Annotated in this window: 18 protein-coding genes; 7 read left to right on the forward strand and 11 right to left on the reverse strand. The window is 69.7% G+C overall.

Features of this window, described 5'->3' with window-relative positions:
• Positions 1 to 120: 120 nt before the first annotated feature.
• Positions 121 to 393 carry a hypothetical protein gene (locus NUM_RS35830; RefSeq protein WP_207129386.1) on the reverse strand — a complete coding sequence of 91 codons (273 nt, stop codon included), beginning with the start codon at positions 391 to 393 and terminating at the stop codon, positions 121 to 123.
• Between the two features lie 128 nt (positions 394 to 521).
• Here NUM_RS35830 and NUM_RS35835 point away from each other — a divergent pair, with 128 nt between their 5' ends.
• Positions 522 to 2,057, forward strand: a complete 1,536-nt coding sequence (locus tag NUM_RS35835) for an FAD-dependent oxidoreductase (RefSeq protein WP_207129387.1) — start codon at positions 522 to 524, stop codon at positions 2,055 to 2,057.
• Between the two features lie 564 nt (positions 2,058 to 2,621).
• Here the strand turns inward: NUM_RS35835 and NUM_RS35840 are convergent.
• Positions 2,622 to 2,930: a hypothetical protein gene (locus NUM_RS35840; RefSeq protein ID WP_207129388.1), complete on the reverse strand. Its 309-nt coding sequence runs from the start codon at positions 2,928 to 2,930 to the stop codon at positions 2,622 to 2,624.
• Between the two features lie 773 nt (positions 2,931 to 3,703).
• On the opposite strand from NUM_RS35840, the gene NUM_RS35845 reads away from it, so the two are divergent.
• The 3 genes from NUM_RS35845 to NUM_RS35855 all read left to right on the forward strand — a co-directional run bounded on the left by NUM_RS35845 (position 3,704) and on the right by NUM_RS35855 (position 5,720).
• On the forward strand, positions 3,704 to 4,354 hold the full coding sequence (locus tag NUM_RS35845; RefSeq protein WP_207129389.1) for an MBL fold metallo-hydrolase: 651 nt from the start codon (positions 3,704 to 3,706) through the stop codon (positions 4,352 to 4,354).
• A 2-nt stretch (positions 4,355 to 4,356) separates the two neighbouring features.
• Positions 4,357 to 4,809 carry a MarR family winged helix-turn-helix transcriptional regulator gene (locus tag NUM_RS35850; protein WP_207129390.1) on the forward strand — a complete coding sequence of 151 codons (453 nt, stop codon included), beginning with the start codon at positions 4,357 to 4,359 and terminating at the stop codon, positions 4,807 to 4,809.
• Between the two features lie 194 nt (positions 4,810 to 5,003).
• A complete protein-coding gene (locus NUM_RS35855) occupies positions 5,004 to 5,720 on the forward strand; it encodes an SDR family NAD(P)-dependent oxidoreductase (protein WP_207129391.1) in 717 nt (238 codons plus the stop codon).
• A gap of 214 nt (positions 5,721 to 5,934) precedes the next feature.
• Here the strand turns inward: NUM_RS35855 and NUM_RS35860 are convergent, their stop codons facing one another.
• From NUM_RS35860 to NUM_RS35890, 7 genes are read right to left on the reverse strand one after another with little or no spacing between them, the layout of a single operon-like run.
• Positions 5,935 to 7,806, reverse strand: coding sequence for a sialidase family protein (locus tag NUM_RS35860; RefSeq protein WP_207129392.1), 1,872 nt, complete (start codon positions 7,804 to 7,806; stop codon positions 5,935 to 5,937).
• A 22-nt stretch (positions 7,807 to 7,828) separates the two neighbouring features.
• Positions 7,829 to 9,295 carry a sulfatase family protein gene (locus NUM_RS35865; RefSeq protein ID WP_207129393.1) on the reverse strand — a complete coding sequence of 489 codons (1,467 nt, stop codon included), beginning with the start codon at positions 9,293 to 9,295 and terminating at the stop codon, positions 7,829 to 7,831.
• On the reverse strand, positions 9,292 to 10,227 hold the full coding sequence (locus NUM_RS35870) for a dihydrodipicolinate synthase family protein (RefSeq protein WP_207129394.1): 936 nt from the start codon (positions 10,225 to 10,227) through the stop codon (positions 9,292 to 9,294). The genes NUM_RS35865 and NUM_RS35870 overlap by 4 nt, the downstream gene beginning before the upstream one ends.
• A gap of 23 nt (positions 10,228 to 10,250) precedes the next feature.
• The gene (locus NUM_RS35875; RefSeq protein ID WP_207129395.1) at positions 10,251 to 11,786 is read right to left on the reverse strand and encodes an ABC transporter substrate-binding protein; all 1,536 of its coding nucleotides are present in this window, start codon (positions 11,784 to 11,786) and stop codon (positions 10,251 to 10,253) included.
• Between the two features lie 17 nt (positions 11,787 to 11,803).
• The gene (locus NUM_RS35880) at positions 11,804 to 12,751 is read right to left on the reverse strand and encodes an ABC transporter permease (RefSeq protein ID WP_207129396.1); all 948 of its coding nucleotides are present in this window, start codon (positions 12,749 to 12,751) and stop codon (positions 11,804 to 11,806) included.
• Positions 12,751 to 13,647: an ABC transporter permease gene (locus tag NUM_RS35885; RefSeq protein ID WP_207126875.1), complete on the reverse strand. Its 897-nt coding sequence runs from the start codon at positions 13,645 to 13,647 to the stop codon at positions 12,751 to 12,753. Before NUM_RS35885 ends, NUM_RS35880 begins: the two co-directional genes overlap by 1 nt.
• Entirely contained in the window at positions 13,647 to 15,830 is a 2,184-nt protein-coding gene (locus tag NUM_RS35890) for a dipeptide ABC transporter ATP-binding protein (protein WP_207126874.1), read from the reverse strand. Before NUM_RS35890 ends, NUM_RS35885 begins: the two co-directional genes overlap by 1 nt.
• A 23-nt stretch (positions 15,831 to 15,853) precedes the next feature.
• On the opposite strand from NUM_RS35890, the gene NUM_RS35895 reads away from it, so the two are divergent.
• Entirely contained in the window at positions 15,854 to 16,582 is a 729-nt protein-coding gene (locus tag NUM_RS35895; RefSeq protein ID WP_207126873.1) for a FadR/GntR family transcriptional regulator, read from the forward strand.
• Positions 16,583 to 16,843: 261 nt separating this feature from the next.
• Positions 16,844 to 17,374 carry a hypothetical protein gene (locus NUM_RS35900; RefSeq protein ID WP_207126872.1) on the forward strand — a complete coding sequence of 177 codons (531 nt, stop codon included), beginning with the start codon at positions 16,844 to 16,846 and terminating at the stop codon, positions 17,372 to 17,374.
• A gap of 265 nt (positions 17,375 to 17,639) precedes the next feature.
• Here the strand turns inward: NUM_RS35900 and NUM_RS38035 are convergent, their stop codons facing one another.
• A complete protein-coding gene (locus NUM_RS38035; RefSeq protein WP_370467123.1) occupies positions 17,640 to 17,969 on the reverse strand; it encodes a DIP1984 family protein in 330 nt (109 codons plus the stop codon).
• A gap of 569 nt (positions 17,970 to 18,538) precedes the next feature.
• A complete protein-coding gene (locus NUM_RS35905) occupies positions 18,539 to 19,480 on the reverse strand; it encodes an AraC family transcriptional regulator (protein ID WP_207126871.1) in 942 nt (313 codons plus the stop codon).
• A 154-nt stretch (positions 19,481 to 19,634) separates the two neighbouring features.
• Here NUM_RS35905 and NUM_RS35910 point away from each other — a divergent pair, with 154 nt between their 5' ends.
• A complete protein-coding gene (locus NUM_RS35910; protein WP_207126870.1) occupies positions 19,635 to 20,705 on the forward strand; it encodes a saccharopine dehydrogenase family protein in 1,071 nt (356 codons plus the stop codon).
• The last annotated feature ends 26 nt before the right edge of the window (positions 20,706 to 20,731 follow it).

Here is a 20,731-nt window from a genome sequence, read left to right on the forward strand (position 1 = left end):
GGTACGCTCCCGGCGGTCGGCGATCCGTTGGGGCACAGCAGGAGTAGCCGATACCTGCCGAAGCTCCAGTACGCGTTCAAGTTCCGATGCCGCCGCATGTCGCCCAGTGCCAGGCGGTGGTCAACGCCGTCGGCGCCGTAGCATCTTGACGGCGATCACGCCCACCACGGCGAGGACAGCCACGGTCAACCACACCGCGGTGGGCGCACCGGACAACAGGCCAACAGCTGCCAGCAGGGATCCGATCAACATGGGTGGCGCTCCTTCGGTGGTCACTCTCGCGACGGCACAACCGTTGACGACGACGCTACGAACATCGCCGCGGATGTGTCGTCGGTTCGCGGTTGGAGATTTCCCAGGGCAGGTATCCACCCCGATCTCCACCTCCAGCACGAGACACCCTGTGCGGAAACCGGCTAGCGTCACCGCCGATCGCCTCAGTGACCGCACGGGATCAGGGAGGGCGTGATGGCGAGCATGCAGGCAACATCGGCGCCGGGAGTGCGCCAGGGCGGGGACCGGTGACCGACGTCGTGATCGCGGGCGCCGGACCCACCGGGCTCACGCTGGCGATCGAGCTGGCCCGCCGGGGCGTCGACGTGCGCATCGTCGACCGAGCTGCCGAGCACTTCCCCGGTTCGCGCGGGAAGGGGCTCACCGCACGCACCCAGGAGGTACTGGACGACCTCGGTGTCGCCGACGAGGCGCTGCAGCACGGGTTTCGCCACCTGCCACACCGGCGGTACGTCGATGGTGATCTGGTTGCCGAGGACGACCCGCACGCCCAGCGGTCACCCACACCGGATCGGCCCTACGACGGCGGGCTGCTGATCCCGCAGTGGCGGATCGAGCGGATCCTGCGCGCGCGGCTCGCCGAGGAGGGCGTGCGGGTCGAACTGGCCGCAGGCGTCGCCGAGTTCAGCCAGTCCGCGGACAGTGTGCATGCGGTGCTGGATACCGGCGAGCAGGTAGCTGCGCGCTACCTGGTCGGCTGCGACGGCGGCCGTAGCACCGTGCGCAAGGCACTCGACGTGCGCTTCGAGGGCGAGAGCAGGGCACAGGCCATGCTGCTCGGGGACGTCGAGCTCGACGGGCTCGAACCGGACGCCTGGTACCAGTGGACCGTCCGCGGGCGCGGGTTTCTGGCCCTGTGCCCGTTCCGCGACGAGCGGTCCTGGCAACTGCAGGCCGTACCGTTGCGCGACTTCGGCGCGGAGGGCGGCGTCCCCGAACCCTCGCTGCCGTACTTCCGGCGGATCGTCGACGATCTCGCCGGCGGACACGGCATCCACCTCTCGAAGGCGACCTGGCTGTCCACGTACCGGGTGAACGTACGGATGGTCGACCGGTTCAAGGTGGGCCGGGTGTTGCTCGCCGGCGACGCGGCGCACGTACACCCGCCGGCCGGTGGCCTCGGCATGAACACCGGCATCCAGGACGCGTACAACCTCGGCTGGAAGCTCGCCATGGTGTGTTCCGGCGCTCCGCAGTCGATGCTGGACAGCTACGAGGAGGAGCGGCTCCCGGTCGCCGCGTGGACGCTCGGCGCGAGTACCGAGGGGCTGCGCAGGGTCGCGGAGCGGTTCGTCGACGGTGGCAGCGCGGACATCACGGACGGCGCGCACCGGGACGGCCAGCAGCTCCGGCTCGGCTACCCGTCCAGTTCGCTGTCCGTCGACGGCGACGCCGGGAACGGACCACGCGCCGGTGATCGTGCGCCCGACGCGCCCTGCGTGGACCGCTCCGGTACGCCACGGCGGCTGTTCGACGCCTTCCGCGGCCCGCATTTCACCCTGCTCGGCTTCGGCGACTCCTGCGCCGGTGCACTGGCGGACGCCGCCCACAGTCGACTCATCGAGCCGGTGTCGATCGGCGCGCCGGGCAGCGGTGCCGATCTGGTGGACGTCGACGGGCACGCGCGCACCGCGTACGGCGTCACCGGAGACACCCTCGTCCTGGTGCGGCCCGATGGCTACCTCGCGCTGCGCGCACCCGGCGCAAGCACGACTGCCGTGCCGGACTACCTGAACCGAGTCGGCGTCAGCCAGATCGCTTGACCACCGAGACGTCGATGCCCAGGGTGCCCTTGTCGCCGACCAGCACGCTCCCGGCCCCCAGGGGGCCCGTTCCACGTGATACTCGACCTGGCTCAATCAGTGCGTGTCGTCGTGGATGGCGACCGCCGCGCCAGTCCCATCCGACCGGCAACGGCCACCGATCGGCCACGTCAACCGCCGAGAGCACGCACATCTCCAGCGTTGTACCACGATATGAGATCCGTCCCCCGGGCACTCCTGCGAAGTGGGCACCGAACCCGCATGGGGGTCTGCAACACGGAGACTGCCCGGGAGGATGGCTCGAACGCTCTGAACGGCATCCTGATTGGGTAAAGCATGGGTGCGCCCGGAGGAATTCGAACCCCAACCCTCTGATCCGAAGTCGGAAGGCTGGATGCCTTGGGCCACAAGTAAAGTAGGCCAGACCTGCCGAAACTCTAGCACGCGTTCAAGTTCCGATGCCGCCGCATGTCGCCCAGTGCCAGGCGATGCCGCAGCGTCTCGGGCACCGCTCGGGCACCGGAATCAGATGCAACCGGATCCCCCATTGCAGGATGCTTCGTTCTAGGTGAGCGTACCGGCGTCCCGGGCGGTCACGTTGCAGCGCAGGCGAAGTAGCCGAATTGGAGCGCATCCCCGACCTCCTCGTAGCCAAGGAACACAGTGCGCCGCGATGGTCTCGGAGGCCTGGTCGAACAGGGTGTCAGCGTCGTCGGGCCGGTCGTGGGCAGTCAGGTGTGCGGTGAGGATGGTGATGTAGGCCGCGGCCAAACACACCTCGAACTCGCCGGGTGCAGCCTGTTGACGCGCGTAGTCGTCCGGGTAGGCGAAGGCCGCCGGGTCGCCGTCCCACAAGGTGGCGTGGGCCACCACGCTAGCCACATCATGAAACCGGGTCCCGCGCCCGGTGCGCGTCCCTGCCGCCACTGCACCACCGGGAGAACCTGCCGCACCATCGACACCGCCAACCCCTCCGGGGAACTGCGCGATCCTCGCCGGTCACGGCGGTCCGGCGCTGGAGTTTGTGACCTCTGAAAGAGACCGGCTTTACAGCATGCGACTCGATCGCCAGATCACTTTGGGCGCAATTGTCAAGCTACCTGCTTGAGAACGTCACGCGTATCGATGGCGAGCTTACGGTTCCGAAGCCACGTCACGTCAACGGGATGCGCTCGCACAAAGCCCGTTTGGCGGTCTCGGCCCGCGGTGATCGGCAGACGGTGCTCGTCGTGGCGCAAGGACCGATCACTGGCACCGGGACTCTAGGCAGCTCCCGGATGTGCAGCCTCTCGTCACGCTCGGCAGTGGAGACCAGGCTGCTGTCCGGACTCCCGATCGCCGTAGCGCCGGAGTCGTCTGGCTGTTCAGCTCGCCCGGCTCCGCGACGAAGCGTGGTGCTATGACAGTCGCGGATGAGTACGGCGCGCCTCGGCCCGCCCGATCGTCGCCGTGACCGCCGACCTCGGGTCACCCGCGGCTCCTTCCCGGACTACGCATTCTCACCCCCGACGCAGGCGAACCCCCATCAAGATCGACCGCCGAGGACGCGCTCAGGCCCGCGTTCATCGCCTTCTGACGCGCCGGACTCGCCGCAGGGCAGACCTGGGTATACAATCATGTTGTATATCCACGACGAAGGACGCACCATGCAGCTCACCAAGCACGCCCACGCCTGTGTCTCGATCGAGCACGACGACGCCCGCCTCCTGATCGACCCCGGCGTGTTCACTCCCGATGCTGCCGACCTGCTCGCCCGGGCAGACGCCGCCCTGGTCACCCATGACCACTTCGACCACATCGACCTCGACGCGGTCATTGCCGCTCTCGCCACTCGCCCGAAGCTGGCGGTCTTCGGTCCAGCCTCGGTCGTCGAGGCCCTGCGCAAGCTCGGCGCCGACACCGAACGACTCCGCACCGTCGGCGATGGTGACCGATTCGAGATCGGCGGCGTGCCGATCCGCGTGACCGGCAAGACACACGCGGTCATCCACGACGACATTCCGGTCCCCGAGAACGTCGGATACGTCGTCGCCGACGCGATCTACCACCCCGGCGACTCCTACCACCTTCCCGGCACCACGATCGAGACCCTGCTCGTCCCGTCCAGCGGACCATGGACCCACATGGGTCGCGCGATCGACTTCATCCGCGCCGCAGCCCCCAGGCGCAGCGTGCCGATCCACGACATCATGCTCAGCGAGATCGGACAGCGCTCGGTCCAGATGCTCCTCGGCGAGGCCGGCCCGGCCGGGACCGCACTGCACCAGCTCTCGCCCGACGAGACGATAGAGCTGTGACGATGGCCCCGCAGATCCGTGAACAGACATCGGAGCAGAAGCAGGAGTACGCCGCGGCACTCGCCGAAGAACTGCGGCTCACCATCGGGCGCCTCATCCGCCGCACCCGAGCCCAGGCCGACGACCTGCCGCGCGCCCGGGCCGAGAGCCTCACCCGGCTCGAGGCCGTGGGGCCACAGACGATCGCGCAGCTCGCCGCGCACCGCAACGTCCGTCACCAGGCGATGAGTCACAGCCTCGGCGAGCTCGAGCGGCGTGGCCTCGTCGTGCGTGAGCCGGACCCCGCCGACGCCCGCGCCGTGCTCATCCGCCTCACCCGGGAAGGCCGCGAGGCCCTCGAACGGGACCGACAGGCACGCCGCGATGTCCTCGCCGCGGCGATCCTCGAGCGCCTCGACGACGACGAGCGCGCTCTGCTTGGTCGGCTGCCGGCGCTCCTGAAAAAGCTCGTCTGAGCCGTCGACCTCAAACCACGCAGGGTCAGTTCCTAGCGTCGCCGTCGGTGTCAGGGTGAGGTCCGCCAGCCGGAATCCGACGAATCCGTCGACAGATGCAATGGATCAGCGCGTATCGGATGGCATTGTGGTGGCATCGTGACCGCGCCAAGCCCGCTCACGAGCCTCCGCGACCATTCCGAGCAGGAGTATCGATGACTCACACCGTCCTCATCATCGGCGCCTCACGCGGTCTCGGCCACGCCATGGCCGGCGAATTCGCCACCCGTGGCTGGCGCGTCATCGGCACCGTTCGAGACGAGACGGTGCGCACGCCGCTGCACGAGCTGTCCGATCATGCTGCGGGGCGGGTCAGCGTCGAACGCCTCGACATGAACAAACCCGAGGAGCTCACCGCGCTCCACCAGCGCCTCGCGCACGGCCAGGACGGCGCCCAGATCGACATACTCCTGCTCAACGCCGGCACGACGGCCGCGCAACAGACTCCGATCGGCGAGGTCTCACCCGCCGACTTCCTCCATGTGATGACCACCAACGTGCTCGGCCCGATGCGCGTCATCGAGACGCTGGAGCATCTGGTCGCACCCGGCGGCCTGATCGCGGCGATGTCGTCAGGCCAGGGAAGCATCACCAACAACACCGCCGGCGGGCGTGAGGTCTACCGTGCCAGCAAGGCCGCGCTCAACATGTCGATGCGCAGCTTCGTAGCCCGGCAAGCCTCGACTTCCGGAGGAGCGGACCGGGCGTACCTGCTTGTGGCCCCTGGCTGGATCAGGACGGATCTCGGCGGAGCAGAAGCGCCCTACACCATCGAGGAGAGCACCCCGATCCTGGTCGATCTGTTGATCTCCCGGCTCGGACAGCCCGGCCTGGCCTACCTCGATCGATTCGGAGACACCGTTCCTTGGTGACCTACTCAGCGAAGCTGACGCCCAGCCACTGGCACCACAGCCAACTGCTCAGTTCCGATGGCAGAAGCCCCTGCGGCTCAGCCTGCGGCCCCGACACGTACAGGCTCACCTGCCTTAGGCCCGGACCATGGCCGGTCGCGTACCGGGGAGCGCCGACCGGACGGGGTACCCGACCGGGCGGAAGCTCCGCTCCCGCACCAGAACGAGGGATGACTCAGCGATGAATCCTCTCCATCGGCATGTGCAGGACAGTCGCATCCGGGGGCATGGTGTTGTCGAGGTACGACCGCTGTACTTGGTCGGCGGTCAGCGCCTGGTCGGCGAGCCAGCTGTCGTCGAGGTCGCCGAGTAGCGGATCGTTGATGCCATCGAGTCGGGCACCGAACCGGATGCCGCCGACGCTGTCGTCGGACACCGAGCCCTGGACCGCCGCGCCGCGTGCCGCGAGCGTTCCGTCGATGTAGAGGGAGACCGCGTTGGTTCCGCGGGTGAGTACGACCTGGTGCCATGCGCCGTCCGCGTAGTCTCCTGCGGCGTTGACGTTGTCGCCGTTGATCGTCGCCCGCAGCGTCTGGTTCGCCAGCAGTTGCACCGACCACTGTGGTTGGTTGCCAGTACCGTTGGCCCACACGACGGTCTGTTTGCGGGTGCTGCTGGTCCGGAACCACGCGGCCACGCTGAATGGCTTGTGCCCGAACAGCAGCTCGGGGGTGCGCGGCACCTCGACGTAGTCGCCGGCCAGGTGCAACGCGCCGCCGAACCGACCACCCACCGGCTGCGGCGCTCCGCTGACCACGGCGTCGTGGTGGCCGGGGCCGACGTCCGGGGTACGCGCCGGTGCCGGCGGTGGGCTGTTCAGCAGGCCGGTGGGAACGCGGGCGAAGGTGATCCGCTGGCCGTAGGTGACCCTGGTGTCGGTCGGTACCCGGTCGCCGTTCTCGTACAACACGCCGATCGAACGGTCCCTGGCGCCGAGCTGTACCAGATCGGAGTACGAGGACGGCCCGGCGTAGACCAACGGGCCCTGCCGCCAGGTCCTGCCTCGGTCGGTGCTCGACCACAGCGTCATCCGTTCACGGCTGGTGGCGTGGTTCGGCGCGGACAGCACGAGCCGGTCGCCCATCGCCAGGACCGAGCAGGACACCTGGGCGGCGACGACATCGTGCACCGGCCGGTAGGAGTGGTCGAAGCTCGTCCCGCCGTCGTGGCTCGTGGTGTCCGCGCGGCCGACCAGAGCCGTGCTGCCGGTGCGCGTGTTGAAGTAGACCGTTCCGTCAGGCAGTTCGGCGGCGGTGCTCTCGTTGGGATGGGTGACCGAGGCGTCGTCGACGCCGCCGACGTGCCAGCTGGTACCGCCGTCGTCGCTGTAAATTGCCTGGCCGCCGAACACGCCGGGGTCGGTGCAGTCCATGCCGGCCGGTGGGGTGATCGAGTGGTCGCCGGCGATCACCAGCCGGCCGGGGTGCGAGCCGTGCTGCAGCTGGATGCCGTGGCCGGGTCCGCCGACGAAGTGTCGCCAGGTCGGCAGTTTCGCCTCGTCGGTGATGTCGCGTGGCGTCGACCAGGTGCGCCCGTCGTCGTCGCTGTACTGGATGAACGGGCGTCGCGTGTCCTGGACGGTGGCCTGCCCGCAGGTGATCGTCTGCAGGGTCTCGTGGCCGCCGGTGTGCGTGGTGTTCAGGATGATGCGGCCGGTCCGGCGGTCGACGACGGGCACCGGGTTTCCGGACTTGTCGTCGTTGTTGTCGTCGACGACCTGCAGCGGCCCCCAGGTCTTACCGCCGTTGACGGACCGCTTCAGGACCACGTCGATGTTGCCGTTGTCCGAGGGGCTGTCGACGCGACCCTCGGCGAACGCGAGCAGCGTGCCGTCGTCGGTTCGTACGATCGAGGGGATGCGGAAACTGTTGTAGCCGTCCTGATCGCGGGAGAACACGGTGCTGTAGCTGATCGCCGGGTTCGTGTCGGCGTTGCGTCCGGTGGCGTCCGCGGCCGCCGGCCGGGCGCCCGCGGACTGGGTGGAGACCATCACGCCGGCGGCGACGGTCGCCGCGACGACCAGCCCGCGGCTCGTGCGAATCGACATGCGAGACCCTCCGTTCGATCGGTCACTCGGTGCGGCTTTCCCGCACCGCGGCAAGGAAGTAGTCGCGGTGTTCCCGGCGCGCCTCCGGGTCGGGATCCGGTACGTTCGGGGCGTCGAGCACGGCGGCGCTCTCATCCACGTACGGGGGTACCGGCGCGTCGAACTGCAGCCAGCGCAGGGCGGCCCGCCGCAGCTCGGGCATCGCGCCGGGATCCGGATCACGGGCCAGGTTGCGCAGCTCCAGCGGATCGGACCGCAGGTCGAAGAGCATCTCGTCGGCAGCGGTGGTGATCAGCTTGTGCGTCGCGGAGCGGACCAGGTAGGCCGGGTCCGGATCGCGGGTCATGGCGAACACGTGGGTCCGGCGGGACGCCGTGTCGGTCAGATCCCGCCCGGGCAGGCGTGGGTCGTGGCCGGTCCGGCAGATGCCCGCCACGGTGGGCGCGACATCGACGGTGCTGGCAAGCGCGTCGGTGCGGCGGCCGGCCCGTTGGTTCCCCGGCAGTTTCATGATCAGGGGCACTCGCAGCACCGCGTCGTACATCGGACCGTGCTTCAACAGCAGGTGGTGGAAGCCGAGGTACTCGCCGTGGTCGGCGGTGAAGACGATCGTGCTCGACTCGTACCGGCCCTGCGCCCGGAGCGCGGCGACGATCCGGCCGACCTGCTCGTCGAGCTGGCTGATCGTCGCGTAGTACGCCGCCATCGTGGCCCGCAGCCGTTGCTCGTCCAACCGGTCGTGGTCGAAGTACGCCTGCCGCCACGCCCGGTCGGCCGACGGCAGTTCCGCGCGCCATCCGGGCAGCAGCGTCAGCTCCTCGGGCCGGTACCGATCGGCCCACCCGGCCGGCGGATCGAACGGGTGGTGCGGCTTGATGAACGACACGTGCAGCAGCTGCGGCGTGTCCGGTGCCCAGCCCCGAATCTCCTCGACCGCCCGGTCACCGATCCAGGTGGTCGAGTGCCATTCGTCCGGCAGGTTCGACGTGCCGGTGCCGAAGGAGTCCCAGTACGCCGGTGGCGCGTCCGGGCGGACGGTGAGTTCCTGGTCGGTCAGATCCACCACGTCGGCCAGCCCGGCAGCCCGCAGATCCCGGTGGTAGTCGTCGTCGTAGCGTCCCGGACCATGCTGTTCGGCCAGGATCATCCGCTGGTAGCCGACGTCCAGGTAGGTCGGCGTGAAGTGCATCTTGCCGACGGCGGTCGTCTGGTAACCGTGCCGCCGCAGCACCCGCGGGATGGTGTCGATACCGGGTGCCAGCGTGCTGTGGTTGTCCAGCCCGCCGTGCTGGTGCGGGTACAGGCCGGACAGCAGCGAGTAGCGCGAGGGCGTGCACACCGGGTACGGGCAGAACGCCTCGGTGAAGGTCGTCCCGTCCGCCGCCAACCCGTCGAGGTGCGGTGTCAGCACGTCCGGATTCCCTGTCACGCCAAGGCAGTCCGCGCGCAACTGGTCGGCCTGGATGAGCACCACATCCGGGGCGGTCACGACGGGTGCCGATCCAGGAAACCGATGGCGCCCAGCGCATCGGCCATCGCGTCACGTTGCCGGTCGTCGAGGCTCGGCATCGGTGGCCGGCACGGGCCGCAGTCGACGGCGGTGAGCCCGGCGGCGGCCTTGAACCCGGGCAGTTCGCCGGCGTACCCGCCGACCGTCTCGATGGTGCGTTGGGCCAACCGCTGGCACTGCCGTGCCTGGTCGAGCTCGCCCGCCGCGACGTGCCGGAGCAGCCGCAGGTACAGCGGGGCGGCGAAGTTGTAGACCGAACCGATCGCGGCCCGGACGCCGAGCCCCGCGGCCACCAGGATCAGCTGCGCGTTGCCGATGTACAACTCGTACTCGTCGCGGGCCAGCGCCAGACACCGTTGCAGGTCCGCGACGTCGCCGGCAGCGAACTTGATGCCGGCGAAGGTCGGCAGCCGCTCGATGGCCTCGACCAGCACGGCACTCGCCGGAATGTGCACCCCCGTCATCCCGGGGATGTGGTAGTAGACGAACGGCAGTTCCCCGGCCGCGGCGGCGATCGGCGCGAGGAAGTCCACCAGCTCGGCGGGCGTGGCCGGCTTGTGGAAGTACGGGGGTACTGCGGAAATCGCGTCCGCGCCGACGTCCTGCGCGTGCCGGGCCAGTGCCGCCGCCTCCCGCTGGCTGGTGTGCCCGACGTGCGCGATCACCTGCATCCGACCACCGGCGGCTGCGCACCAGCGTTCGAGCAGCTCCCGCCGTTCGTCCCGGGTCAGCGACGCCCCCTCGCCCGCCGTACCCCCGACGTACACGGCAGCGCAGCCCCACCCGGCCAACTGGTCGGCCTGCCGTTCGATGGTCTGCCAGGCCACGCTCCCGTCCTGGTCGAACGGGGTGAACGCCGCGGTCGCGAGCGCCATCACCGAACCGTGCGCGTCCAAGGCCAGCTGTGCCATGGGTTGTCCTCTCGATTCCGTCGTCAGTGGGTGCGCAGGTTGTCCAGGATCAGGTAGTCGCGCTGATCCACCGCATAACCGGAGATCTGCCTGCGCAGCCCGGCCAGCGACTTCTTGGTGGCGATCCCCACCGCCCAGGCACCGTCGACGATGACCTTGTTCAGCTGCGCGTACGCGTCGCGCTGCGCGGCGGTGGTCGTCGCGGTGTTGCAGGCGTGGACCGCGTCGATGTAGCTCTGCGGTACCTGGTTCTTCATCATCACGTTGTCCTGACTGGGCAGCATCGCCCGGCCCCGGGCCACCAGCCCCGGGCTCTGCAGCGTGTTGGGCTGGTTGGCGACGCAGCACTGCAGCTTGCCGGCGAACAGGTCGTTGAGGAAGGCGGTCGCCTCCATCGGCTTGAGTGTCAGGTCGAAGCCGATCTTCTTGAAGTCGTCCTGGATGATCTGCATCATCTGGCTGGCGCCGGGATCGCTGCTCACCGCGGCGGTGGCGGTGCGCTCACCGCCGGCCTTCTTCAGCAGCCGCGCGGCCGCGTCGAGATCGAAGGCGTGCGAGGTGAGGTACGACTTGTCGAAGCCGGCCGAGCCCGGCATGATCGGCGCGTAGACCGGGTCGCCGATGCCGAACCTGACCTGTTTGATGATCTTCTCGCGGTCGATCGCCCGGGCCAGCGCCTGCCGCAGCTTGACGTTGTCGAACGGCGGCATCCCACCGTTCATGAAGAAGATGTCCATCCGGCCGCTGCCCTGCGCGACGGTGAACTGGTCCTTGAGCTGGGCGACGTCGTTGAACTCCAGATACGTTGCGCCGTCGACGTCACCGGACTGCAGCGCCGAGACCATCGCCTGGTCGTCCTGGAAGAACCGGAACTCGATCTCCTTGAGCCGGGGCTTGCCCTTGTCCCAGTAGTGGGGGTTCCGGGACAGCCGCAGCCGCCGGTTCGGGTCGTAGTCCACCAGCCGGAACGGGCCGGAGCCCGCGGGCTTGTTCGCCAGTGCCGCACCGCTGTTGTGGTCGGCCGGAACGAGCGGGAACGAGAACATCCAGTCGAGCACGATGCCCTCGGCCACCGCGTAGTGGAAGTCGATCCGGACGGTCCGCTTGTCGACCGCGGTGGCCTTCTTGATGAACTCGCTGGGCTGCACCAGGGTGAACCCGTCCTTGGGGTCCAGTGCCCGCTTGACCCCGGCGACCACGTCCTCGGCGCCGATCGCCCGCCCGTCGTGGAACTTCGCCGCCCGCAGGGTGATGGTCACCGATCGGAAGTCCGATCCGATCGCCCATTTCTCGGCGCCCGCCGGAACGGTCCGGTAGCCGCCGGGCGCGTAGTCGATCAGGTAGCTGTAGAAGGAGTGGATGTGCAGCGCCGAGTTCGTCTGGTACGGGTCGAACTGCATGATCTGCGTGGTGCCGAGCGTCAGCCGGTCGCCGTGGGCACCACCGGTCGGGTCGCCGGAGGCTCCGCAGCCGGCGAGACCCGGTGTCGCGGCGGCGATTCCGGCGACACCGGCGGACACCAGCAGCGAGCGACGACTGAGTCGAGGTAGTTCGGTCACAGGTACCTCCGAGGAAGTCACGCCAGACGGATACGAGGGTCGAGGTAGGCGTAGAGGAGATCGACGAGCAGGTTGAGCACCAGGAAGACGACCACCACGAACAGCACGCCGCCCTGCACCACGGCGTAGTCGCGCTGGCCGATCGAGGTGTAGAGCAGCCGACCGAGGCCGGGATAGTTGAAGAGGGCCTCGATGACCACGGTTCCGCCGAGCAGGCTGCCGAGCTGGATGCCGACCACGGTCACGGTGGGCAGTGCCGCGTTGCGCATCGCGTGTCGGATGACCACCCGCGATTCGCGGACGCCCTTGGCCCGCACCGTCCGGATGAAGTCGCGTTGCATCACCTCGGACAGCGACGTCGCGAGAAACCGGGCGATGATGCACGAGCCGTGTACCGCGACGGCGATCGCGGGCAGGATCGACCAGCGCAGGGCGGCCACCGGGTGCTGCCAGAAGTTGACGTAGTCGCCGGTGGCCGGCAACGCGTGCGTGCGTACCGCGAGCGTGATGATCAGCAACAGCGCCAGCCAGAACGACGGGATCGCCAGCCCGGCCGTCAGGTAGCCGTGGGACAGCCGGGCGAGCAGCGACCGCGGCCGCAACGCGATGAGGGTGCCGATCGGGATCGCGATCAGCAGCGCGAGCAGCATGCCGAGTACCGCCAGCTGGACGGTGGCCGGAATGCGTTCGGCCAGGGTGTGGGACACCGAGTCGGCGGAGTAGAAGGACTGGCCGAGGTGGCCGGTCACCGCTCCCTTGACCCAGAGGAGGTACTGCACGACGACCGGCTTGTCCAGGCCGAGCCGGGCCCGGGTGGCGGCGATCTGGGGGCCGCTGGCGTCCGGGCCGGCGAGCACCGTGGCCGCGTCACCGGGCAACGCGTACACCATGGCCCACACCGCGATGGACGCGAGCACCAGCACGACGAGGAATTGACCGACCCGGCGGAGCAGATAGGCGGACATCAGATCGCCGCCCTGGTCGTCGCACCGGCGCTCTCGACGCCGACGGCGATTCGCAGGCCGTGCCCCACCCGGTCCATGCAGAACACGGTGATGGCCAGGCAGAGACCGGGGAACACCCCGAAGGTCGGGCTCTGGTAGAGGTAGCCGCGGGCCTCCTGCAGCATGCCGCCCCACGAGGGCGTGGGTGGCGGCACGCCGAGCCCGAGGACGCTGAGGCCCGCCTCGACCACCACCGCCAACGACGCGGTGATCACCAGCTGCACCATGATCGGACCGAGCAGGTTCAGCAGCACGGTACGGAACATGGTGTCGGGCGTGGTCGCACCCATTCCGCGGCTCGCGACCACGAAGTCACGGTCCCGGATGCTCAACGTCGCGGCCCGTGCCAGGCGGGCGAACTGCGGTATCGCGGCGACGCCGATCGCGACGATCAGGTTGATCCGGCTCGCCCCGATGACTGCGGTGATCACCAGTGCCAGCAGCACCGTCGGTACGGCGAGGAGCAGGTCGACGAACCGCATCGAGACGGAGTCGGTCCAGCGCCCGAGGTAGCCCGCGACCACGCCCAGCGGGACGCCGATCAGCGCGCCGAGCGCGGCGGAGCCGCACCCCACCGTCAACGACGCCCGGGCGCCGTAGATCGCGCGCGACAGGATGTCCCGGCCGAGATCGTCGGTACCCAGCCAGTGGCTGCCGCTGGGGCCGAGCAGCGAGCCGGCCGACTGGGCCGTCGGGCCGTACGGGGCGAGCAACGGTGCCGCGACCGCGCAGACCACGATGACCAGCAGGCCGATCGCCCCCACCACGGCCGAGCGGGACCGGGCGTACCGGGACAGGAACGTGCGCGCGCCCGAGCGCGCCCGCACCCGCTCGGCCGCCATCGACAGGGTCGTCATCAGGCCACCTCCTCGGCGAAGTGACAGGCCGTCCAGCGCCCGTCGACCTGCCGGAGCTCCGGCGTACGATCCGCGCACGCGGCACGGTCGCGGCCCAGCGGGCAGCGGCTGCGGAACCGGCAGCCGGTCGTCGCGGCGGTCGGATCGGGAGGATCACCGGTCAGCGGGACCCGGGACCGGCGAACCGACGGGTCGGGCACCGGGATCGAGTCCAGCAGCGCCCTGGTGTACGGATGCCGTGGCCGGCGATAGAGCTGGCCGGCGGCGCCGGTCTCCACGATCGCCCCGAGGTACATCACGGCGACCGTGTCGGCCATCTGCCGCACGACCGAGAGGTCGTGGCTGACGAACAGGTAGGCCACGCCCGTCTCGTCCTGCAGATCGCGGAGCAGGTTGAGTACCTGCGCCTGGACGGACACGTCCAGCGCGGACACCGGTTCGTCGAAGATCACCAGCGCGGGGCCGGGTGCCAGCGCACGGGCGATCGCGACGCGCTGCCGCTGCCCGCCGGAGAACTCCGCGGGCAGCCGGTCGGCGTGTTCGGGCCGCAACCCGACCTTCTCGAACAGTTCGAGCACGGTACGCCGCCGCTCGGTGCGCGGGACTCCGGCGAGGCGCAACGGCTCGGCGGCGTTGTCGCCCACCGACAGGCGCGGATTCAGCGACGAGTACGGGTCCTGGTACACCATCTGCACGCGCTGCCGCAGCCGGCGCAGCTGACGGCCGTTGGCCCGCAGCAGGTCCGCGCCGTCGATCCGGATCGAACCCGCGGTCGGTTCCAGGAGCCTGATCAACGACCTGGCAAGCGTCGACTTGCCGCAGCCTGACTCTCCGACCAGCCCGAGGGTCGAACCCTGCCCGATGCGAAGGTCGACGCCGTCGACGGCACGGGCCGTCGCGACGGTACGGGCCAGCAGGCCCCGGCGGATGGGGAAGACCTTGGCCAGCCCGGCGACCTCGACGACAGCGGGTGCGTCGTCGGGGCGCGCGGCTGACGGCCGGGCGCCGGGCTGCGGCAGCAGGGTGACCGCCTGGCCGGCGTGGTGGCAGGCCACCGCACCGTCGTCGCGGGGAACCAGCAACGGCCGTTCGGTGCGGCACTCGGGTAGGTCGCCGCCGATCGGGCAGCGCGGCGCGAACGCGCACCCGGCCGAACGTTCCCGCAGGTCAGGAGGCTGGCCGGGGATTGCCCGGAGTCGACCCCGGGGCTGGTCCAGTCGCGGCAGGGACGCCAACAACGAGGCGGTGTACGGGTGCTGCGGCCGGCCGAAGATCCGCGCCACCGGTGCCGTCTCCACGATCCGCCCCGCGTACATGACCGCGGCGCGGTCGGCCATCTCGGCCACGACGCCGAGATCGTGGGTGATCAGCACGGTCGCCGCCCCGGTCTCGCGGGCGGCCAGCCGCAGCAGTTCGAGGATCTGCGCCTGGACGCTGACGTCGAGCGCGGTGGTCGGTTCGTCGGCGATCAACACCGTGGGCCGGTTCGCGATCGCCATCGCGATCACGACGCGTTGGCACATGCCGCCGGAGAACTGGTGCGGGTACTGGTCGTACCGGATCTCGGGCTGCGGCACGCCAACCTGCGTGAGCAGCTCGAGCACCCGGGCCCGCGCCGTACGGGCGGTCAGCGCGCGGTCGTGTGCACGCAGCGCCTCGGCGATCTGGTCACCGACCCGCTGCACCGGGTCGAGCGCGGACATCGGGTCCTGGAAGATCATCGCGACGTCGGCGCCCAGACGCGTCCGGCGCTCCCGGGCCGGCAATGCCAGCAGGTCCTGGCCGCCCACCTCGGCCCGCCCGGACACCCGGTGGACGTTGCCCGCCGAGAGCAGCCCGAGCGCGGCGAGGACGGTCACGCTCTTGCCCGAGCCGGTCTCGCCGACGACCGCCAGGGTCTCACCGCGCGCCACCTGGTACGTGACGTGGTCGACGGCGCGGACGGTGCCGGCGGGGGTCGCGAACTCGACGACCAGGTCGTCGATCCGCAACGCCGGCTCACCGGGATGCTCCTCGACCGGGTGCGGTTCGGCCGTGGCGGGGCGGAGACGTCCGGAGCCGGCAACCCGCATTGACCCATCTCCCAACCTGAGGGATATCCTACAAGTCAGGGACCTTAGGGTTAGCCGAACGACCGTGTCAAGCAGTTCCCGACGATGACGCCGGCGAGACGCCAGCACCACCGACCAGAGAACGAGGTCACCAGGTGAGCGAGCACGTACCGGAAACACCGGTTCCGCGGTTGCGCCCGGCACCGCTGCACAAGGCGGTCCAGGACGAGATCCGACGGTTCATCCTGCGCGAGCGGTTGCAGGCCGGCGACCCGCTCAAACCGGAGGCCGAACTGGCGCGGCTGTTCGGGGTCAGCCGCAACTCGGTGCGCGAGGCGGTCAAGGCGCTGGAGTCGACCGGCGTGCTGGAAACCCGCCGCGGCAGCGGAGTGTACGTCCGAGACTTCTCCTTCACTCCACTGCTGGAACACCTGCCGTACGGGCTGATGCGGGAACCGCAGGCGTTGAACGACCTGATCGGCCTGCGCAAGACGCTGGAGTCGGCGCTGATCGGCGACGCGATCGCCGCGCTGAGCGACACGAACGCCGCGGCACTGCGCGAGCTGCTGGCCACCATGCGGCAACGCGCCAAGGACGGCGCCGATCTCAGCGACCCCGACCGGGCCTTCCATCAACTACTGTTCGCCGACCTCGGCAACACGATGCTGCTGCAACTGTTCGACCTGTTCTGGCAGGCCTATCACCAGGCGACGCTGTCGGTACCGCACCGAGACCCGATGCTGATCGTCCACGACCACGCCGCCATCGTCGAGGCCGTACTCGCCAAGGACGCCGACGCCGCCCGCGAATCGGTCCGCGCCCACTACGTCGGGATCGAGGAACGCATCCGCCAGGAACTCGATCACCTCGCGAACAAACGCTGATACGCATGGAAACACCTCGACGCCGTCGCTCGGCCGTTCAACCCGAACGTCGACCGGAGAAGGCCGACCCCGGCCACGATCGGCCAGCCGCCGCCACACCGGTTCGCTGGCTGCGAGGAAAGCGCTCGATGTCGGTGATGGCGGCACGGGGCGATAGGGTGACGGGATGACAGATCGACGCACTCGCGTCGCGCGGCGGGAAGGCGAGGGCCGCGTCGGACGGCCAGGTGGAACCGGCAAGCTGCGCGCCGAGTGGCTGTCATGACCGTGCTGGCCGTCGCCGAGGGCCCCTTGGTCTTCGGGTTCGGGGTCTTCGTCTTTCTCGCCCTCGCGGCGCTGATCATCGGTGGGCTCGCCTACGCGATCCGGCATCGGGACGCCACCCTGCGATCCGCGTACCAACTGGGCCTCGCCCGGCAGCCCACCCCGGCGCCGGTGCCCTGGCCCTACTTCTTCCCGCCCGGCAACGATGCCCGGCTCGCCTGGTCGTTTCGTGGCGTCTGGCGTGGGCGCCCGGTGCAGATCGCCGAACACCGTGACTCTCCGCGGCCGCTGACGGCCGGCGCCGGGCACACCCGCGCCGCGACGATCGTCGTGACGCCGTTGGGCGGGCCCGTCGCCGACCAGGATCTCGGCGTAAAGGCTGGATTACACTGGCGCGTGTACGCGGGCCTGCTCGCCGGCACCCGACGGTACCCAATCATGCCGAAGGCAATCCGGTCCGAGCTCGACGCGCTCGTCTGGATGGCCGACAAACTCGGTCCGCCGCCCTACCCACCCCGCGTCTGGTAGTTCCGCAGCGCCTGCGACGAGACGCGGAAGGATCGCGCCCGTTCGTGGACTGGCTCGCGACTACGCCCGGCGTCAGCGGCGGCCTCGACCCGGCTGCTACGCGCTGCCGCTACCGATGAGCGTCAGCCGGGTTACCTGCCAGTCATGCTGGCTGCCTGTCGCCGGCGGGAGCGAAGTGCTGGTCGTCGGCCCTTCTGGGTACGCTCCTGGGCGCTTGGGGTCGCCAACGCTGCTCAGAACGCCGCGATCGGTGGGCCGGCGCTACTCACCGCCCTGGTTTGGCAGGTGCTCCAGACCTTCGGGTCCGTCCTGGTCGCTCGGGAACTTCGCCACACCAGCGTGTTCGGCATCGTCCGGGGGCTGGCATCCGGCAAGTTCGGTACCGCCTGGGGCAGCAGCTCGGACCGCAGCTGCCGGCCGGCGCCGCGCCGGTCCGCGCCAGCGGCGGCGTCCGCCGCGGCGGTGCGCAGCGAATGCCGGAGCCGCAACACGTCGCGCCGGGCAGCGCATCGGTGACCGTGGCCCCGTCATCGAGCCGGGTGGCCGCGTTGGTCGCGTTGATCCGGCGGATCAGCGACTCCAGCTCGTCGAGCAGCCGCTCGGACTCGGCGGGGTCTCACCCTCCTGGTACCGCGCCGACCCGATGATCCGGGCGCGCAGCTGGCTGACCCCGGCGGACCGCCTCGGCGCGTTCGGGCAAGGCCTCGGCAAGCTTCACGGGACCTCCTCGGCTGCGGGTGTCCCAGTATGCAGCCGGGCTTGCTCGCGCCGGGCGAGCACCCGGCACCAAGCAACCGACACCGACTGGCGCGGGGCGGGGTGGTAGTGCGTGGTGCGGGCGGCGATCGCCTTCCGGATTCGGCCGAGTGTGCGCAGTGCCCTCATCGCCCGGCAGAACAGCGAACGATGGGCGGTACGGCAGTCCGGGACGAACGCGCGCAGCGTCGCCGCCGCGGACTTGTCGCCGAGGTCGCCGGACCGGTCGAGAAGACCGGGTCAGGCGATCGATCCGGGCGTCCAGATCCCCGTCCGGCAACGAACGCAGATTAGCGGGTTCACCGCCCGAACGTATCCGTGACCCGGCACGCGCTGCCGATCGCCGCGGAGTGAAGTGAAAGAGCAGCTCGGAAGTTGGCTACTAGAGCCCTGGTCAGTGCCGACACGTCAGATCGCGTCGAGAGGGAGGAGCGTATCTTCCGTCGATGACTGTCTGAACTTGCCAGGCGCCAATCCGAATGCACGTTTGAAGGCGTGAGCGAACGCGAACTCGGAGGTGTATCCGACCTTCGTGGCAACCGCGGCCAGGGGGACATCGCTGCCACGCAGGAGCCGGGCGGCAAGCGTCATCCGCCACCAGGTGAGGTAGGTCAGCGGCGGCTGGCCCACGAGTGCGGTGAATCGTCGAGCGAAAGCGGCCCGCGACAGCCCGGCCCGGGCGCCCAGCTCCTCCACCGTCCACGGCCGGGCCGGATCGCCGTGCATGGCCCGGAGCGCGGCATCGATCGCGGGGTCGCGGATCGCCGCTGCCCAGCCGCTCGGGGTGCGTTTACCGGCGTCGTCGAACCAGGCGCGCAGGATGTGCAGCAGCAACGCGTCGAGCAAGGCAGGCAGCATGGCGTCACCGCCGGGCTGTGGGCGACGGAGCTCGTCGCCGAGCAGCTCGACGGCGGCGCGCAGGCCCGAGTGCTGCCCGACCCGGGCCGGCAGGTGGATGATCTCGGGAAGGTCGGCCAGGAGCGGATGTGTCCGGGAACGGTCCAACAGGTACGCGCCGCACACCATCACGGTCGACGCATTCGGGGTCGGCGCGCCGCCCGACGAGGAGGTCAGTGTCGCCAATGGCGCCGAGGCGTCCGCTAACGGAGTGGACCGGCTGTCGGCCAGGCCATGACCGCAGCCGCGGGGTAGGAAGGCTACGTCCCCAGCCCCCAGAGCTATCGGCGGCCCGTCCGGGGGAACCAGCCAACACGACCCTTCCAACACGATGTGAAAGCCGGCGCCGGCGACCGGCGCGAACCATCGCCCGAACGGCGCCACCCGGAGTACCCGCGCCGCGTGCGGTCGCCCGGTACGCATCGCGAGGACCGCGTCGGAGAGCACATCCATGTAGCCATCGTATCTTCACAGGGCCACTAGAAGACGTTCGCATATGAATGCAAGACGTTGGCGCATTGGTCATCTCATCGCAGCGTCATACGGTGAGACATCAGCGAGGGCTTGGCCCTGCTGAACAGCGATGCCTAGAGCGAGGAGAAGTCACGTGAAGATCGCCGTGTACGGCGCCAGCGGCTTCCAGGCGAAGCTCGTCCTGGCGGAGCTCGCCCGCCGGGACATCCGTCCCGGGCTGGTCGGACGTAACGCCGAGCGCCTACACGCGGCAGCGGTGCAGGTGGGTCTCGTCGATGCCGAGCGCAGAGTGGCGGACACCGGCGACCACGACGCGCTCGTCGACGCTTTCTGCGGGTACGACGTGGTCATCAACTGTGCCGGGCCCTTCACACCGTCCGGGCACGCTGTGGTGCGGGCCGTCATCGCCGCCGGCTGCCATTACGTCGACACGGCAGGCGAACAGTCCTACATCAAGTCTGTCTTCGACACCTTTACCGATGAGGCACGGCGGGCCGGGGTCACGGTCGTGCCCGCCACGAACGATGCGTGCGTGCCCGGTGACCTGATCGCACGCCTGATCGCTGAACGCATTCCGCGCATCGACGAGATGGCCGTCGCGCACTTCATCGTCGGAGGCGGTGGGCCCTCGCGGGGGTCGCTGCGTTCGCTCATCGAGACGGCCGATGCGATCGCCGCGGGCGGGCTCACCTACGACGACGGCGATTGGCACACCGGCATCCCCGCCCGGCGCGCCGCGATCACCCTTCCCGGTGAAACGCAGCCGACGCCGGTCTCGGCGCTGCCGCTGTCGGAGGTGGTGACCATTCCCCGCCACGTGACGGTCCGGCACGTCGAAAGCCTCGTCGACGCCGCGCTCAGTGCCCGGTTGAGCACCCCGCTCACCGCGCAGATGATCGACAGCCTGCCCGAAGGGCCAAGCGACGGCGCACGCGCCGCGCAACGCTTCACGTACCTTGTGGACGCCGCCGGCCCCGACGGCGAACACGTCCGAGGGACCATCCGGGGTCGGGACACCTACGGCACCACCGCCGTGATCGCCGTCGAGGCGGCCCGCAGGCTCGTTGCAGACGGCGCTAGCCACGGCGTGCTCGCACCCGCGCAGGCCTACGATCCCGCCAGCTTCCTCGACTTCCTCGGCCAACACGGAATCACTTGGGCCATCACCGATTCCGACATCTCCCACAGCCAGCCGACATCCTGACAACCACACGTGGGCAAGCAGCCAAC

This window comes from Actinocatenispora comari, from assembly GCF_017312725.1.
Classification (GTDB): domain Bacteria; phylum Actinomycetota; class Actinomycetes; order Mycobacteriales; family Micromonosporaceae; genus Actinocatenispora; species Actinocatenispora comari.

Bases quoted from the DNA above. Each gene is read 5' to 3' on its own strand.
- NUM_RS35845 (WP_207129389.1), top strand. From the start codon at position 3,704: ATGCAGCTCACCAAGCACGCCCACGCCTGTGTCTCGATCGAGCACGAC.
- NUM_RS35850 (WP_207129390.1), top strand. From the start codon at position 4,357: ATGGCCCCGCAGATCCGTGAACAGACATCGGAGCAGAAGCAGGAGTAC.
- NUM_RS35855 (WP_207129391.1), top strand. From the start codon at position 5,004: ATGACTCACACCGTCCTCATCATCGGCGCCTCACGCGGTCTCGGCCAC.
- NUM_RS35860 (WP_207129392.1), bottom strand. From the start codon at position 7,806: ATGTCGATTCGCACGAGCCGCGGGCTGGTCGTCGCGGCGACCGTCGCC.
- NUM_RS35870 (WP_207129394.1), bottom strand. From the start codon at position 10,227: ATGGCACAGCTGGCCTTGGACGCGCACGGTTCGGTGATGGCGCTCGCG.
- NUM_RS35880 (WP_207129396.1), bottom strand. From the start codon at position 12,751: ATGTCCGCCTATCTGCTCCGCCGGGTCGGTCAATTCCTCGTCGTGCTG.
- NUM_RS35885 (WP_207126875.1), bottom strand. From the start codon at position 13,647: ATGACGACCCTGTCGATGGCGGCCGAGCGGGTGCGGGCGCGCTCGGGC.
- NUM_RS35900 (WP_207126872.1), top strand. From the start codon at position 16,844: ATGACCGTGCTGGCCGTCGCCGAGGGCCCCTTGGTCTTCGGGTTCGGG.
- NUM_RS35905 (WP_207126871.1), bottom strand. From the start codon at position 19,480: ATGGATGTGCTCTCCGACGCGGTCCTCGCGATGCGTACCGGGCGACCG.